Source organism: Paraburkholderia caffeinitolerans (assembly GCF_902859945.1).
GTDB lineage: Bacteria > Pseudomonadota > Gammaproteobacteria > Burkholderiales > Burkholderiaceae > Paraburkholderia > Paraburkholderia caffeinitolerans.
In genome coordinates this window covers 49,547-65,174 of the sequence record NZ_CADIKL010000008.1, presented here as the reverse complement: position 1 = coordinate 65,174, position 15,628 = coordinate 49,547, and the positions used below count along the sequence as shown (strand labels likewise).

14 protein-coding genes are annotated in these 15,628 nt (G+C 63.4%); 5 read left to right on the top strand and 9 right to left on the bottom strand.

What is annotated here, in order from left to right; translation table 11 throughout:
* Positions 1–42: 42 nt before the first annotated feature.
* Positions 43–930 carry a pirin family protein gene (locus HV773_RS10135; protein WP_175194955.1) on the bottom strand — a complete coding sequence of 296 codons (888 nt, stop codon included), beginning with the start codon at positions 928–930 and terminating at the stop codon, positions 43–45.
* 518 nt (positions 931–1,448) lie between these two features.
* On the opposite strand from HV773_RS10135, the gene pyk reads away from it, so the two are divergent.
* Positions 1,449–2,867, top strand: a complete 1,419-nt coding sequence (gene pyk, locus HV773_RS10130; protein WP_175194953.1) for a pyruvate kinase — start codon at positions 1,449–1,451, stop codon at positions 2,865–2,867.
* Between the two features lie 50 nt (positions 2,868–2,917).
* On the opposite strand, the gene HV773_RS10125 is transcribed toward pyk, so the two are convergent.
* The gene (locus HV773_RS10125; RefSeq protein WP_175195245.1) at positions 2,918–3,784 is read right to left on the bottom strand and encodes a LysR family transcriptional regulator; all 867 of its coding nucleotides are present in this window, start codon (positions 3,782–3,784) and stop codon (positions 2,918–2,920) included.
* Between the two features lie 200 nt (positions 3,785–3,984).
* Here HV773_RS10125 and HV773_RS10120 point away from each other — a divergent pair, with 200 nt between their 5' ends.
* Entirely contained in the window at positions 3,985–5,286 is a 1,302-nt protein-coding gene (locus tag HV773_RS10120; RefSeq protein ID WP_175194951.1) for an aspartate aminotransferase family protein, read from the top strand.
* 22 nt (positions 5,287–5,308) lie between these two features.
* Here HV773_RS10120 and HV773_RS10115 read toward each other — a convergent pair whose 3' ends face one another.
* The gene (locus tag HV773_RS10115) at positions 5,309–5,557 is read right to left on the bottom strand and encodes a hypothetical protein (protein ID WP_175194862.1); all 249 of its coding nucleotides are present in this window, start codon (positions 5,555–5,557) and stop codon (positions 5,309–5,311) included.
* Positions 5,558–5,645: 88 nt separating this feature from the next.
* Here HV773_RS10115 and HV773_RS10110 point away from each other — a divergent pair, with 88 nt between their 5' ends.
* Positions 5,646–7,097 (top strand): MFS transporter, encoded by a 1,452-nt coding sequence (locus HV773_RS10110; protein ID WP_175194949.1) that lies wholly within the window; start codon positions 5,646–5,648, stop codon positions 7,095–7,097.
* 45 nt (positions 7,098–7,142) lie between these two features.
* Here HV773_RS10110 and HV773_RS10105 read toward each other — a convergent pair whose 3' ends face one another.
* The 3 genes from HV773_RS10105 to HV773_RS10095 form a co-directional block, all read right to left on the bottom strand.
* The gene (locus HV773_RS10105) at positions 7,143–8,555 is read right to left on the bottom strand and encodes a discoidin domain-containing protein (RefSeq protein WP_175194946.1); all 1,413 of its coding nucleotides are present in this window, start codon (positions 8,553–8,555) and stop codon (positions 7,143–7,145) included.
* Positions 8,556–8,698: 143 nt separating this feature from the next.
* Positions 8,699–9,856 carry a GGDEF domain-containing protein gene (locus tag HV773_RS10100; protein ID WP_175194944.1) on the bottom strand — a complete coding sequence of 386 codons (1,158 nt, stop codon included), beginning with the start codon at positions 9,854–9,856 and terminating at the stop codon, positions 8,699–8,701.
* Between the two features lie 329 nt (positions 9,857–10,185).
* Complete coding sequence (locus tag HV773_RS10095) at positions 10,186–10,632, bottom strand: MarR family winged helix-turn-helix transcriptional regulator (protein WP_175194937.1); 447 nt, start codon at positions 10,630–10,632, stop codon at positions 10,186–10,188.
* A gap of 82 nt (positions 10,633–10,714) precedes the next feature.
* On the opposite strand from HV773_RS10095, the gene HV773_RS10090 reads away from it, so the two are divergent.
* Positions 10,715–11,080, top strand: coding sequence for a YciI family protein (locus tag HV773_RS10090; RefSeq protein ID WP_175194935.1), 366 nt, complete (start codon positions 10,715–10,717; stop codon positions 11,078–11,080).
* A gap of 76 nt (positions 11,081–11,156) precedes the next feature.
* Positions 11,157–11,774, top strand: coding sequence for a glutathione S-transferase family protein (locus HV773_RS10085; RefSeq protein ID WP_175194933.1), 618 nt, complete (start codon positions 11,157–11,159; stop codon positions 11,772–11,774).
* 62 nt (positions 11,775–11,836) lie between these two features.
* On the opposite strand, the gene HV773_RS10080 is transcribed toward HV773_RS10085, so the two are convergent.
* From HV773_RS10080 to HV773_RS10070, 3 genes are all read right to left on the bottom strand, one after another.
* Positions 11,837–12,757, bottom strand: a complete 921-nt coding sequence (locus HV773_RS10080) for a 3-hydroxyacyl-CoA dehydrogenase family protein (protein WP_175194932.1) — start codon at positions 12,755–12,757, stop codon at positions 11,837–11,839.
* Positions 12,758–12,864: 107 nt separating this feature from the next.
* Positions 12,865–14,385, bottom strand: a complete 1,521-nt coding sequence (locus HV773_RS10075; protein WP_175194930.1) for a purine-cytosine permease family protein — start codon at positions 14,383–14,385, stop codon at positions 12,865–12,867.
* Between the two features lie 120 nt (positions 14,386–14,505).
* A complete protein-coding gene (locus tag HV773_RS10070) occupies positions 14,506–15,606 on the bottom strand; it encodes a polyamine ABC transporter substrate-binding protein (RefSeq protein WP_377731298.1) in 1,101 nt (366 codons plus the stop codon).
* Positions 15,607–15,628 lie beyond the last annotated feature (22 nt).

The following is a 15,628-nucleotide window of genomic DNA, read 5'->3' as shown; positions in this document are numbered from 1 at the left end:
CGGCGGTTTGCACAAGCAAACCACCGCGTGACGTTCACGCCGTTATCGCGCGTTTCCCGCGGCTTCCCTCGCGATCTGGCCAAACCGGCCGCTATTGAAGTCCTGCACCGCCTCGCGGATTTCATCGGCCGTGTTCATTACGAACGGGCCATACGCCACCACGGGCTCGTCGATCGGCTCGCCGCCGAGCAGCAGGATCGTCGCGTCGCTGGACGCGTCGATTTGCACCCCGGTGCCGGTGCGCTCGAACAGCACCATCTCGCCGTCTCCCACTTGCTCGCTGCCGTTCACCACGATGCGCCCACGCGACACGATGAGTGCAAGCGAGCGTCCGGCGGGGTAGTCGAGCTGCGTGCCGTGCCCGGCCTTCACGCGCATGTCCCACACGTCCATGGGCGTGAACGTGAGCGCCGGACCTGCATGGCCCGCGTACTCGCCCGCGATCACGCGCACGCTGCCAGCGCCCCCGGGCAATTCAACGGTCGGAATCGCGCTCGCGAGCAAGGTTTGATAACGCGGCGGCGTCATCTTGTCCTTCGCGGGCAGGTTCACCCAAAGCTGAGCCATTTCCAGCGTGCCGCCCGACTTCGCGAAGTCGCCCGAGTGAAACTCCTCGTGAAGAATGCCCGCGCCCGCGGTCATCCATTGCACGTCGCCGGCGCCGATCTTGCCGCCGCCGCCCGACGAGTCGCGATGTTCGAGTTCGCCCTCGTACACGATCGTCACGGTTTCAAAGCCGCGATGCGGGTGTTGGCCGACACCGCGACGGTGCGTGGTCGGATCGAATCGGGCGGGGCCTGCGTAGTCGAGCATCAGGAACGGGCTCAGCTGGCGGCCCACCGTGCGGTCCGAAAACAGCGAGCGAACCGGAAATCCGTCGCCCACCCAATGCTGGTTGGGGTTGCTGTACTTGCCGATGATCTTCTTCATGGTGCGAATCCTTATCTTCCGGCCGTAATGGCCTCGTTGTCATGTAGGGAAGATAGGACCGGGACAGGGTTTCCGGTAGGGGGCGCCGGTAAGCCACTGTGTCTCATGGATGAAACAATCGAACGAACGTTCGAGTTTCGTTATTCCGATCTGTATACCAGCTTAGTTATGCAGATGTTTTGATCGGTAATTTATATGGCCGTAGATCATAGGAGATCGCACGCGCGCCTGGAATGCCTTTCGCGGGAAATCAGTATTGCGCGTGAGGGATAACCTTATTCGAGCGTTGATCCATAAGCTATTGGCAGATTTTGATCCATTGCCAGGGGTTTTCCAGCGCTATCCGGGCAAGACGGCATTTTCTACGCTGTCGCGCTATTAGAGGCACAGGTTCCAGCCAGGTGTAGCGGTGCTGATCCCAGTGTCTCATGAATGCAGTCCAAGATTCACGAACGTTCATGAGTTTCGCGCGCCCCTCATTGGTGGGGGCGGCGAGGCACGCAGTCCGCGGAGAGGAAATGAAGCGAAACCGTAATGCAAAGATCATCGCCACGCTCGGGCCGGCCAGTTCGGACCCGAAGGTCATCCGTTCGCTTTTCGAGGCCGGCGTCGATGTCTTCCGTCTGAATTTCAGCCACGGCACGCACGAAGACCATAGCCAGCGTCATGCGGAAATCCGCCGGCTCGAACAGGAATACGGCCGTCCGGTCGGCATCCTGCTCGATCTCCAGGGGCCGAAGCTGCGTCTCGGCACGTTCGAGACGGGTTTTGCGGAGCTCGCCGTGGGCGCGCGTTTCCGTCTCGACCTCGATACGAAGCCGGGCAATCAGGAGCGCGCGCCGCTCCCGCATCCCGAGATCTTCAAGGCTGTGAAGCCGGGCTCGGAACTGCTGCTCGACGACGGCAAGGTCCGTCTGCGCGTGGAGGCCTCGGGTGAAGATTTCGCCGAGACCGTCGTGCTGGTGGGCGGACGCATTTCCGACCGCAAGGGCGTAAACGTGCCGAGCTCGCATCTGCCGATCTCGCCGCTCACGAAGAAGGATCGCGCAGACCTCGCGTTCGGTCTCGAACTCGGCGTCGACTGGGTGGCGCTGTCGTTTGTCCAGTGCGTGGAAGACATCGAAGAAGCCCGCGAGCTGATCGGCGACCGCGCATGGATCATGGCGAAGCTCGAAAAGCCGCTGGCGATCGATCACCTCGAAGGCATCGTCCAGCGCAGCGACGGCGTGATGGTGGCGCGTGGCGACCTCGGCGTCGAGCTGCCGGCCGAGCAGATTCCGGAGCTGCAGCGCCGTATCATTCGCGAAGCGCGCCGCGTCGGCCGCGTGGTGGTGGTGGCGACGCAGATGCTCGAATCGATGACGAATTCGCCGGTGCCCACGCGTGCGGAAACCTCGGACGTCGCTGGCGCGATTTACGAAGGCGCTGACGCGGTGATGCTGTCGGCCGAATCGGCGAGTGGCAAGTTCCCGCTCGAAGCGGTCAGCACGATGAACCGCATCATCGAGCGCGTGGAAGGCGATCCCGCCTACCGCGAGCAGATCGACGCTTCGCACACGCGTGCCGATGCGACCGTCGCCGACTCGATTTGCTGCGCGCTGCGCAAGGCCGTGCAATTGATCCAGCCGGTCGTCACCGTCACCTACACGAGCTCGGGCTTCACGAGCCTGCGCGCGGCCCGCGAGCGTGCTCCGTCGCGCATCGTCGCGCTGACGCCTTCTGAGCAGGTCGCACGCCGTCTGGCGCTGACCTGGGGCGTGCACGCAGTGCCGCGCGTGGAAGCGTCCAACGTGGACGAGATGATCGGTCTCGCCTGCCGCGCGGCAGTGACCGAGGGCTTCGGCCGCGAAGGCGACCTCGTGGCGATTGCCGCCGGCCTGCCGTTCGGCGAGTCGGGCACGACGAACCTGCTCCAGATCGCGAAGATTGCGGGCTGAGAACGTCGATCGAGTTAGCCTGCGCTAGTTGCGCAGGTTTGCAGCGCCCCTCACAGCAGTGGCAGCGTCAGCCGGATGTGTTCGGCAAACGCTGCGACGAGATGTGAGGGGCGTTTGCGTTCGAACTTCAGCGTAATGCCGACGCTGGGCAAGGGCGGCAGACCGGGCTCGCCGTGCAGGATGGCAAGGTCCGCGGGCACGGCCGCCTGCGTCATCACGGCGAAGGCTTGCCCGGAGCGCACCAGCGCGGTCAGACCGGAGAGGCTGCTGCTCGCATAGGCCACGCGGTAAGCGCGGCCGATACGTTGCAGCGCCTCACACGCGGCCATGTGGTCGAGCGTGTCCGGGTCGGAGAGCGCGAGCGGCAATGGATCGAAGTGCTCGGGTTCCAGCCCCGGATAGCCGATCCACACGAGCTGCTCGTGGCGGATGATGTCGTCGTCCGCATGGCCGTTGGCATCTTCCGGCAATGAAATCATCGCGAGATCCACGGAGCAGCTTTCGAGTTGCTCGATGAGGCGCGGCGTAGGTCCGCAAACGACCTCCACGAGCGCCTGCGGGTGTTGGCGCGAAAACTGGCGCAGCAGCGAAGGCAGAAACACGGCGGCATAGTCGTCCGGGCAGCCGAAGCGGATCGTCCCCATCAATCCCTTGCCGCACAAGTCGGCCATGGCCTCGTCGTGCAGCCGCAGCATGCGCTGCGCGTGAATCAGCAGGCGCTCGCCGGGATTCGTCAGCGCCACGCCACGTCCGGTGCGCTGAAACAGCGGCTGATCGACGATCTCCTCCAGACGTTTCATCTGCTGGCTCAACGCGGATTGCGTGCGGCCGACCCGGCTGGCCGCGCGGCTCAGCGAGCGTACTTCCGCAACGACAGCAAACGAACGCAGCAGATCGATTTCCAGCGACCGGCTCACGGTATTCGTCACGATATTCGCCCCGGATATTAACGGCCGAAGTGGGTTGCCGACGCCGGCCGCTGAAATTGGCCGCCGATATTAGCCATACTGCTGGCTCGCATTAAAACTATTCGTTTCTATAAAAACAGAGGCGCGCCTACACTGCAAGTCATTCCCGCCAAGCCCTCGTTTGGCAGCCAACCACCAGGAGAAGCACGGTGTCCCGGAACGACGACGCAACGTTTTGGCGCAATGCCAGGCAGCACCTCATCCGCTATGGCGGTACGTTCGAACCGATGATCATCGAGCGCGCCAAGGGCAGCTTTGTCTACGACGCGGATGGCCGCGCGATCCTCGATTTCACCTCGGGGCAGATGAGCGCGGTGCTGGGGCACAGCCACCCGGAAATCGTCTCGGTCATCAACGAGTACGCCGGCAAGCTCGACCATCTCTTCAGCGGCATGCTCTCGCGGCCCGTGGTCGATCTCGCCACGCGTCTGGCCGAAGTTACGCCCGACGGGCTCGACCGCGCGCTGTTGCTCAGCACCGGCGCGGAGTCGAACGAGGCCGCCATCCGCATGGCGAAGCTGGTCACGGGCAAGTACGAGATCGTCGGCTTTGCCCAGTCGTGGCACGGCATGACGGGTGGCGCGGCCTCCGCGACCTATAGCGCGGGCCGCAAGGGCGTCGGGCCCGCGGCGGTCGGCTCGTTCGCGATACCGGCGCCATTCACGTACCGGCCGCGCTTCGAGCGCGACGGCCATTACGATTATCTTGCGGAGCTGGATTACGCATTCGACCTGATCGATCGCCAGTCCAGCGGCAATCTCGCCGCCTTCATCGCCGAGCCGATCCTGAGCTCTGGCGGGATCATCGAACTTCCCGAAGGCTACATGGCGGCGCTCAAGCGTAAATGCGAAGAGCGCGGCATGCTGCTGATTCTGGACGAGGCGCAAACCGGGGTGGGGCGCACCGGCACGATGTTCGCCTGCGAGCGCGACGGCGTGACCCCCGACATGCTCACGCTCTCGAAGACGCTGGGCGCCGGACTGCCGCTCGCGGCCGTCGTGACCTCCTCGGAGATCGAAGAGCGCGCGCATGAACTGGGTTATCTGTTCTACACGACGCACGTGTCCGATCCGCTGCCGGCCGCCGTGGGCCTGCGGGTGCTGGACGTGGTGGAGCGCGAGGGGCTGGTTGCGCGCGCGAACGTCATGGGTGACCGGTTGAGGCGTGGTCTGCTCGATCTGATGGAGCGCTTCGAGTGCATCGGCGACGTGCGCGGGCGTGGTCTTTTGCTCGGCATGGAGATCGTCAAGGATCGCCGCACGAAGGAGCCCGCCGATGGGCTGGGCGCGAAGATCACGCGCGAGTGCATGAACCTCGGGCTCAGCATGAACATCGTGCAGTTGCCTGGGATGGGCGGCGTGTTCCGGATCGCGCCGCCGCTGACCGTGAGCGAGGAGGAGATCGACCTGGGGCTTTCGCTGCTGGGTCAGGCGATCGCGCGCTCGGTCTGAGCGCGTGATATCGCGTCGAGCGCTATTTCCCGGGCACCAGCACGACCCTGAAGCGCGCCTTGCCGCTCATCATCCGCTCGTAGGCTTCGGCCGCACGGTTGAGCGGATATATCGCATCGTCCAGCACCACGTCGAACGCGCAGGCGCCGCCAGGCTGAGTGGGATCCTGGTGTTCCTCGAACTGCATGCGCACACGCTGGCGGACGCGTTGCAGGTTGGTGCGCCGTTGCGCGGTGTCTAGACCCGCATAGCGTTCGAGCTGCGCGCGCATCGCGCGTTCCCGGGCCGGACGGGCATGCCATGTGCTTGCGATGCATCGTTAAGCGCGAGATGCCTGCGACCCGAAACCTGCCTGTGCGATGCATACGACCGAAACGCAATCCATCGTCGAAACCGATCTTCCCGCGCGCCTCGACCGCCTGCCGTGGGGACGCTTTCATGTGCTGATTGTCGTGGCGCTTGGCGTCACCTGGCTGCTGGACGGGCTCGAAGTGACGCTCGCGGGCGCCGTGGCGAGTGCGCTGAAGACGAGCCCGATGCTCCATTTCGACAACACCCAGGTCGGGCTTGCCGGCAGCGCCTATATTGCCGGTGCGGTGTGCGGCGCGTTGGGCTTCGGCTGGCTCACGGACCGGCTGGGGCGGCGCAAACTCTTTTTCATCACGCTCACCGTCTATCTGATCGCCACCGCTGCCACGGCGTTCTCGTGGAGTTTCGCGAGCTTCGTGGTGTTTCGCGCGCTCACGGGCGCGGGCATCGGCGGCGAATACGCGGCGATCAATTCGACCATTCAGGAGTTCACGCCGGCGCGCGTGCGCGGCTGGACCGACCTCGGCATCAACGGCACATTCTGGGTGGGCGCGGGCATTGGCGCCGCGGGTTCGCTGGTCGTGCTCGAACCGCATCTGCTGCCACCCGATTGGGGCTGGCGCGTGTGTTTCTTCATCGGCGCGGTGCTTGCGCTCGTGATCCTGCCGATGCGCTCATGGATACCGGAAAGCCCGCGCTGGCTGCTCACGCACGGCGAGCATGACGAAGCCCGCGCCATCGTCGAGACGATCGAGGCGCGCTTTCGCAAGGCGGGACATGTGCTTGGCGATCCTCCGGGGAAGCCGTTGCGGCTGCGCGCGCAAAGCCATACGCCGCTCTCAACCGTGCTGCACGCGATCTTCGTGCAGCACCGCCGGCGCGCAGCGGTCGGACTTTCGCTGATGACGGCACAGGCGTTTTTCTATAACGCGATCTTCTTTACCTACGCACTGGTGCTCACGGACTTCTATCACGTGGCGGGCGGCGACGTGGGCCTCTACCTGCTGCCGTTCGCGCTCGGCAATTTCCTGGGGCCGCTCGTGCTGGGGCGGCTGTTCGACGTAATTGGACGCCGCAAGATGATTGCCGCGACGTATGCGATCTCGGGCCTGTTGCTGACGGGAAGCGGCTACTTGTTCGCGCAAGGGATGTTGACCGTCACGACACAAACTATTGCGTGGATGGTGATTTTCTTTTTCGCTTCGGCGGCGGCCAGCTCCGCTTATCTGACCGTGAGCGAATCGTTCCCGCTCGAAATCCGCGCGCTCGCGATTGCGGTGTTCTATGCGTTCGGCACGGCGCTAGGCGGGATTATCGGGCCGGTTTTCTTCGGACATCTGATTGATACGCATCAGCGCGGCGAGGTATTCACGGGTTACCTCGTGGGTTCCGCGCTGATGGTGGGGGCGGCGCTGGTCGCTGCGATCTGGGGCGTGGATGCCGAGCGCAAGTCGCTGGAGCAGGTGGCCGCGCCGCTTTCGGCGGTGTCGGACGAACCGTGAGCCGATGGTTGCCATCGTTCACGGCCCATGTGCCGTGCGTGGCGCTTACGACCCCCACACCTGCATTTCGTCGAGCGAGTAGCCCCACTGCGTTGCGCGCTTCGTGCCGTACATCCGCACATAGCGGCCCTGGCCGTTGAGATTCGACAGCTTGACGTGGCCGTAGGCGACGCCGTTGCTCGTTGAGTAGAGCGTCGTCCAGTTGACGTTGTCGTTCGAGGTTTGGATTTGATAGACGCTGGCGCCAGCGTCCCAGTACAGATCGACGCCACTGATGCTCTTCACGGCGCCGAGGTCCACGGAGATCCATTGCGGATCGACGCCCGCGCCTTCGGGCGAGTCCCAGCGCGTGCTGGTCGTATTGCCGTCGAAGGCCTTGTCGGGCGTGAGCGACGCGTTGTAGCTGGCCGAAGCGCTGGCGGGATGCCCCTGCGAAAGCAGCGCGGTCTGGTTCGCAGCCGGGCCGCCGTAATAGCTCGACCCGAGCTTGGCCTTGGTGGAATCGGCATTCACGCCGAACTGCGTGAGGCTCCAGCGCTGGCCCGTGGTCACGTCGGCCATGTAGAGCTGGTAGCCGCCCGCCGTCGTCGACGAGAAGAACAGGTAGTTCGTGCCGTTCACCGGGGCCGGGTCGGAGTTGTTGCTGACGCAGTCGTTGAGCGACAACGGGTTCGGCGTCGAAGCCGGGTCCTGCGTTTTCTCATAGATCTGGTCAAGCCCGCTGGCGTCCTTCCAGCGCGCGTAGAACACGTTGCCGTCCGCGCGCACGATCGGGTAGTAGGTTTGCAGCGAAGCGGGATGATCGAATACGGCCGTGACGCCGGTTGCGAGCGTGCGCTTCATGAGCCCCATGTTCGCGCCCGCGCCGGTGGCGTAGTAAACGGCGCTTGCGTCGGGCGCAAGAAAGGGCATTGAATACTCGGCGCCCGAGGGGGCGTTGGTCAGGCTCACGACCGAAGTGAAGGTCGGGCCCGCGCTCGTGTACGAGAGCGTTGCTTGCTTGACGTCGCCGTTCTGCTTGAACACGAGGGTCTTGCCGTCCGCGCTGAATTTCGGGTCTTCATTGCGCGTGGCGCCCGTGCTGTTTGTCATGTTCACCGGCGCGTTGCTGGTGCCAAGCTGGTACATGAACACATTCCACGCGTTGTTGGTCACGCCCATGAAGGCAATCCATTTGCCGTCGGGGCTGAACACGGCGTTCATCGGGTCCTTGATGCCCCACGAGGCCTTGCTCAACTGCGTGAGCGAGCGCGCCGAGAAGTCGTAGAGAAAGATCTGGCTCGTGCCGTCGCCGTATGTCACGTAACTGTGATAGACGAGCTTGCCCGTAAGCGTAGCGGGAAACGAGGCGTCAGGCTGGGCGGCGGGGTTGGTGACGCAAGCTGCGCCGGCGACGCCGGCAAACATATTGAGGGTGAGACCGGCCATCATTCTGGCAACGAGATGTTTCACTTTCACAATCAGTTATCCTTATCAAACTAAACTGGGTAATGCGCAGGATCTTCCAGCGAATTTGAAAAAACTCGCGAGGGTTTGCGGGCTGTCTGCTGCTGAGGGGCGCTTGAGGGGCTAGCCAGGCAAGCGCCTTTGCTGGGCCGATCTCAGGGTCCTTCGGGGCTGAACCGATAGCCGCCGCCAGAACGCTTGGCGTCGTACATGGCCTGGTCGGCTCGCTCGACGAGGTCGGCAAGCGTTTCGCTCGCCGCTTCGCGGATTGCAATGCCGATGCTCAGGCCCACAAAGCCGAACTCGCGCGCCAGCGGGCCTACCGCTGCAATGAGCCGGGCGCAAAGCTGATCGACGTCCGCGCGGTTTGCGAGGCCTGGTGCGATCAGCACGAATTCGTCGCCGCCCACGCGCGCGAGCAGATCGCCGGAGCGCTTCACTTGCCGCATCCGCTCCGAAACGCGGCGCAGCAGCGCGTCGCCGGTTGCATGTCCCTGGGTGTCGTTGATGAGCTTGAAGCCATCGAGATCCATGAACAGCGCGGTGACAGGGCCATGGGCCGTCGCCGTGTGGCCTTCGAGCGCGCGTAGCCGCAGATCCAGATCGCGGCGGTTCGGCAGGCCGGTGAGCGCGTCGCGCAGCGCGGCGCGCGTCATGCGTTCGGCGCCGCGCACGACGCCCGTGAACGCTTTTCTTTGCATGACGGTGGCAAACGCCAGCAGCGCGAGAACACCCAGCAGCAAGCCGGCGAATGCGTAGCCCGTGCGCTCGACGCGCAAGGTTTCGTCGCGCAGCGCAGCCGCGCTTTTTGCGTCGCAATCGGCAGCGATCGCCTCGATGCGCTCGCGAAGCCGGTCCATCGCCGCCTTGCCGGCATTGGTCCTGACCACGGCCAGTGCGCGCTCATGCTGGCCGTTGCGCTCGAGTTGCACGGTCTGGGCCAATTCGGCGAGCTTTTCGTCCATGTCGCGGCGGACGTCCCGCAGCGCGGCAACCTGCTCGGGGCCGTGAAGCAAACCGGAGAGCCGGCCGAGCGCGTCGAGCGCTTCCGCCCTGCCGCTCACATAGGGCGCCAGATACTGTTCGTCCGCGGTCAGAAGGAATCCGCGCTGCCCGCTCTCCGCGTCCTTCATGCCGCTGAGCAAGGCGTTGCTGGTGCTCACGAGCAAGGATGCGCGGTTTTGCACGCGGGCATCGGCGACAACCGCGCTTGCCTGCCAGGCGGAAGCCACGGCGCTTGCGAGGAGGGCGGCAATGATGCTTGCATAGACCCGCAGCGAACGGCGCCGCTCCGCAACAATGGCTCTTCGCACCTCGATCACCGCTCGCTCCCCAACGTCGCTGGCGGAAACACTCCGCTTCAGCATTGCGAACCCAGTCTATCTTTCTGTATGAACATCAATTGGGGGATTAGAGGTAATTCGTGCCGGCAGCTTACTCATTTGAGCGTGGGCGGTAGATCTTGCTGACCATGCGGGTTTTTCACATTGGCATATGAAAATCCGGGTCGGAAACGCAAATATCACCCTGTCGTTGCGGCCAGAATTATACCGTCTGCGGAAAGCGTTTCCGGTTAACGAGAGGGAGGTCAGGCACAATAAAGTTGTGCACACAACAGATTGTGTCGTAGTGCAAATAGAACTTATGAAAGCGCACGCAACTGCTTGCGTAACCGGTCGACTTCTCCTGCAGAGAAGTCCTGTTCGATTTCGGCATGCGTGCGCTGCCACACAGGGAACGCTTCGGCAAGCAGGCGTTCGCCCTCGGGGGTCAGGCTGAGCAGGCGGCTGCGCTTGTCGTCCGGATCTTGCACGATGCCGACGAGCCCGCGGCGCTCCAGCGGTTTTAGCGCGGCCGTGAGCGTGGTGCGATCCATGGCCAGCAGCGTGGAGACATCTTTGATGGCCGGCGGATCCGGCCGGTTGAGCGACATCAGCAGCGAGAACTGGCCGTTCGTGAGATCGAGTGGGCGCAAAGCCTCGTCGAAAATGCGCGCGAGGTTGCGCGCCGCGCGCTGCATGTGCAGACACAGGCAGCAATCACGCACCATGAGCGTGGTTTCGAAAGGGATTTTCTTTGCGCGTGACATGTTGCAATTATGTTGATATCAACCTATATTGTCAAGGCCGGATGAGCAACATCCCGTTGCTCTCAATGCAGACGGAGGACGCATGAGCGATCAGAAACTGTTTCTCGCCATTTTTCTCGGCAGCCACGACAACCCGCGTGCGCAGGCATGGTGGGCGCTTCCCGAAGACGAGCGGCACGCCCGCGAGCGCGAGGGCATCGCAGCATGGAAGGCGTGGGTGGAAGAGCACAAGGCCGACATCGTCGAACTCGGCGGGCCGCTCGGCAAGACCAAGAGCATTGGCCCGAACGGTGTCAAGGACACCAGTAATGCGCTAACAGGCTTCACGGTTGTGCGCGCCGCATCGATCGAGGACGCCACGAAGCTGTTCGAAGGCCATCCGCATTTCACGAAGTTTCCCGGGGATGCTGTCGAGGTGATGCCGGTGCTGCCGATTCCTCCCGGCTGAACTGCGGATTCAGCCCCGCCAGGCGGCGCAGGCGTTTTTCGACTGCGCTTTCGACTGATTGCTTTGGAGAGTCGCGATGAAGCTTTACGGATTTGCGGGAACTCGTTCGCAACGCGCGCTATGGGGTCTCAAGGAAGTCGACGCCGATTTCGAGTTCATATCGGTCAATCTGCTCGAAGGCGAGCACAAGCAGCCGGAATTCCTGCGCGTCAATCCGGCCGGAAAGGTCCCCGTGCTGATCGACGGCGACCGGGTCATTCCCGAATCGGCGGCGATCGTGCTGTACCTCGCCGACAAATATCCGGAGAAAGGCCTGATGCCCGCCGACCTGGATGCGCGGGCGCAGACTTATCGCTGGATCTTGTTCGCGGTAACGGAGCTGGAGCAGCCGCTGTGGCGAATCACGAGGCACTCGATGCTTTATCCGCCGGACAAGCGCCTGCCGGCCGATATCGAACTGGCGCGCGACGAATTCGCGGCCATGGCGGCCGTGCTCGAAAAGCATCTGGAAACGCGCGAATTCATCGTAGGGGACCGGCTCACGGCGGCCGATTGCGTGACGGTTTATCTAATGGACTGGGCCAACGAATTCCAGATGCTCGGCGGCTTTCCGCGTTTGCAGGCGTATCTGGAGCGGCTCTATGCACGCTCCGAAGCGCCGCCGCGTATTGCCGACGCACGCAAGGCGGCATGAGCCTGGCCGATTGAGCCGGACTGGCGGCTCAATCGGCCACTCAACCGCCATTCAATCGCCATTCAACCGCCCGCGATCAGCTTGCGCCGCGCCGCCTTCACGCGGGCGAGATGTGCTTCGTCCCAGTCGTAAAAGCCCGCGCCGCTGCGCACGCCAACCCGTCCGGCGTTTACCTGCTCGCGCAGCAGATCGATCACGTCTTCGTCCTTCGCGAGCGCGGGCATGAGGTGCGAAGCGATGTCGACGAAGGTATCGAGGCCGCCCATGTCCGCGCTTTCGAGCGGCCCGACGATGCCCCAGCGGCGGCCAAGCGATGCCTTCATCACGCGATCGACCACGTCGGGGCTCGCCGCGCCCGAGCGCACGATGTTGAGCGCCTCGCGCAGCACCGCGAATTGCAACCGGTTGCCGACGAAGCCCGGAATCGACTTGGCGAGCACGACCGGCTCCATGCTGATCGCGCGCATGAGCGCCTCCGTGCGCGCCGTGACCTCGGGCGCGGTCGCGCGGCCCGGCACCACCTCGACGAGCGGAATCATATGAGGCGGGTTCCAGAAATGGGCGATCACGAAACGCTCGGGCGCGGGCAGGGGGCCGGCGAGCAGATCGGGCTCGAAGCCGCTCGTGTTGCTCGCGAGAATCGCATCGGGGGCGAGCACAGCGCCGAGTTGCGCATAGAGCCGATGCTTGAGATCGAGCACTTCGGGCACGGCTTCGAAAACGAACTGTGCCTGCGCCATGGTGCCGAGCTGCGCGGTGGTTTCGATGCGCGCGAGCGTGGCTGCACGCGCGGCCGCGTCGATGCGTCCGGCGTCGATGAGTTCGTCGAGCACGGCCTCGGCCTTTGCCGCCACGCTCGCGAGCCGGGCGGGATCGACGTCATGCACGATTGTGCGCAGGCCATGCAGTGCACATTGCGTCGCGATGCCGACGCCCATCAGACCCGTGCCGACCACGCCCGCCACTGTCACCGTTCTGTCCATGACCACTGGCCTCCTTGCCTGGTCTTTGTCGAGACCGCAAGCATAGCGCGTTGCGTCTAGTCGACTGATTCAGGCGGGCAGTCGTTGCTCGGGCCGCGGCACGGGTTTCAGTAGCTCCTTTGCTGGATCGCCGGGGCTGCGCCCGCCTTATGTGCACAACGGCGGCCGTCACGCACCAAGCGCCGGCCCAAGGGGCCGTATACACCGTCCGGTTCCGGGAACAGCGTCAGCAGTGTCAGATACAGCACGCCGCCCATTAGCAGCGACACCGGCACGCTGAGGTCGATCCCGTCCGCGAGCTTGCCAAGCGGCCCGACGAATTGGCCCGGCAGGTTCACGAACGACAGGCCGATGAACGCGGCCGGCAGCCACGCGCCCATCGCGCGCAGGTTCCAGCCACGCGTGAACCAGTAGTGCCCGCCGTGCAGCCCGCGGTTGAATACCTGCAGGTCATCGGCAAGATAGTAGCCACGGCGCGTCAGATAGCCGATCGCCATGATCGCCATCCAAGGGCAACTGAATGTGTCGATCAGTGTCGAGAACGTCGCAACGCTTTCAACGAGGTTGAATGCGAAGCGGCCGATAAAGATGAATGCGATCGCGCAGGTGCCAATCAGCAGCGTGGCGCGGACGCGGTTCAGGAAGCGCGGGAACATGCTCGACACGTCGAGCCCCGTGCCGTACAGCGCGGTCGTGCCGGTCGACAAGCCGCCGACGATCGCGATCAGGCACATCGGCAGCAGGAACCAGCGCGGAGACACCGCCAGCAGGCCGCCGACGTAGTCGTTCGAGACGATGAAGGCAGGGGCTTTCGTCGCGATGACCGTTGCGGTGGCGAGACCGAAAAAGAATGGCAGGAAGGTGGCGATCTGCGCGGCGAACACCGCGCCGATCACCCGGTGCTTCGGTGTGGGCTCGGGAATGTAGCGCGCCCAGTCGCCGAGCGCCGAGCCAAACGACACCGGATTGCTTAGCGCCACCAGTACCGTTGCGACGAACGCGGCCCAGAAGCCAGCACTGCCTTCGTGCACTGTGCCCGCATAGTTCAGATCGAACAGGTTCGCGAACGCGATCAGGCCCACGATGAACATCGGGGTCGCGGACCAGACCGCAATCTTGTTGACCCACAGCATGAAGCGAAAACCGTACACGCACACGATCAGCACGAGTACCGCGAAGACCAGGTATGCGGCACCGAGCGTCCAGCTGTTGACCGGGACGCCGGCCACACTGTTTGCGCCGCCGACGAGCGCATCGCCGGAGCTCCAGACGGCGAGCGAGAAGAATGCGATCGACGTGAGCAGCGCAAGGAACGAGCCGACGATCCGGCCGTGAATGCCGAAATGCGCGCCAGACGACACGGGGTCGCTAGTGCCGTTGCGCGGGCCGAACAGGCTCATGGGGGCCAGGATGCACGTGCCGGCGAGCACGCCCAGTACGATAGCGCAGACGCCGGCCTTGAACGACAGCCCGACCAGCACGGGAAAGCTGCCAAGTACCGAGGTGGAAAACGTGTTGCAACCACCAAACAGCAAGCGGAACAGATCGATCGGTCGCGCGTACCGCGACGCATCCGGAATGCGCTCGAAACCGAACGATTCCACCTGCGTAATGCTGCCTTCACTCATTGTGTCTCCAACTTTTTATTGTCCATCTTGCCGGGGCGGTTGCCCCGGCCGGTCGTGGCGTCGCCGTCGAAGTACGGCATCAGGGCCAATGGCTCACGATCTTCCGGATACCATCAGGCGCTAGCCGCCGGACTTCAACTGCGTCCACAGTCTGCTTTCCAGTCGCTTGATCGTTGGCGGCAGCGGCTTGAGCAGGAACAGCGTTTTCAGCACCGGCTCGGGTGGATATACAGTCGGATCGTTCAGAATCTCGGGGCGAACAAACTTGCGTGCGGCCGCGTTGGCATTGGGATAAAACACCTCGTTGGTGATGCCCGCATGCACTTCGGGCTGCTCGATATAGTTGATCCACTCGAGCGCCGCTTGTGGATGCGGCGCATCTTTTGGAATCGCCATCATGTCGAACCACACCGGCGCGCCTGCGGCAGGAATGAAGTATTTGATCTCGTAAGGCTTGTTGGCCTCGCGTGCGCGATGACTCGCCATCGACACATCGCCCGACCAGCTCAGCGCAAAACAGATGTCGTCGCCAGCGAGATCGTTGATGTACGTGGTTGCGTTGAATTGCGTGACATACGGGCGAATCTTTTTGAGCGCCTCATAAGCCGCTTGATAGTCAGCGGGGTTTTCGCTGTTCGGATCCTTGCCGAGGTAGTGCAGCGTGACCGCAAACACATCGGCGGGCGCGTCGAGCATGGATACGCCACAACTCTTCAGCTTGCTCAAATATTCCGGTTTGAAGAGAATGTCCCAGCTATCGAGCGGCGCATCGTTGCCGAGAATCTTTTTGACATGGGTGATGTTGTAGCCAAGCCCTGTGGTGCCCCACGCCCACGGCACTGCATATTGATTGCCGGGGTCCGCATCGGCGACGAGCTTCAGCAGATTGCGGTCCAGGTTCACCAGGTTCGGCAATTTCGATTTGTCGAGTTTCTGATAAATGCCCGCTTCGATCTGTTTGGCGAGAAAATTCGAGGTTGGCACGACGACGTCATATCCGGTTGACCCAGCGAGCAGTTTCGCTTGCAAGGTTTCGTCGCCGTCGTAGACGTCATAGCGCACGTGAATTCCGGACTCCTTTTCGAAGTTCGGCACGGTGTCTTTCGCAATGTAATCGGCCCAGTTGTACAGATTGAGCTGCTTTTCTTCGGCATGCACGCTTGCGCCGGACGCGCATGCCAGCAGTGCTGCCAGTAACGGCTTCATGATGGTGTGGGACATGAGGGTCACCCAGAAATGGTTC

Coding starts and splice junctions, on each gene's coding strand:
- HV773_RS10085 (WP_175194933.1), top strand. CDS start 11,157: ATGAAGCTTTACGGATTTGCGGGAACTCGTTCGCAACGCGCGCTATGG.
- HV773_RS10115 (WP_175194862.1), bottom strand. CDS start 5,557: ATGCGCGCGCAGCTCGAACGCTATGCGGGTCTAGACACCGCGCAACGG.
- HV773_RS10110 (WP_175194949.1), top strand. CDS start 5,646: ATGCATACGACCGAAACGCAATCCATCGTCGAAACCGATCTTCCCGCG.
- HV773_RS10075 (WP_175194930.1), bottom strand. CDS start 14,385: ATGAGTGAAGGCAGCATTACGCAGGTGGAATCGTTCGGTTTCGAGCGC.
- HV773_RS10135 (WP_175194955.1), bottom strand. CDS start 930: ATGAAGAAGATCATCGGCAAGTACAGCAACCCCAACCAGCATTGGGTG.
- HV773_RS10090 (WP_175194935.1), top strand. CDS start 10,715: ATGAGCGATCAGAAACTGTTTCTCGCCATTTTTCTCGGCAGCCACGAC.
- HV773_RS10095 (WP_175194937.1), bottom strand. CDS start 10,632: ATGTCACGCGCAAAGAAAATCCCTTTCGAAACCACGCTCATGGTGCGT.
- pyk (WP_175194953.1), top strand. CDS start 1,449: ATGAAGCGAAACCGTAATGCAAAGATCATCGCCACGCTCGGGCCGGCC.
- HV773_RS10080 (WP_175194932.1), bottom strand. CDS start 12,757: ATGGACAGAACGGTGACAGTGGCGGGCGTGGTCGGCACGGGTCTGATG.
- HV773_RS10070 (WP_377731298.1), bottom strand. CDS start 15,606: ATGTCCCACACCATCATGAAGCCGTTACTGGCAGCACTGCTGGCATGC.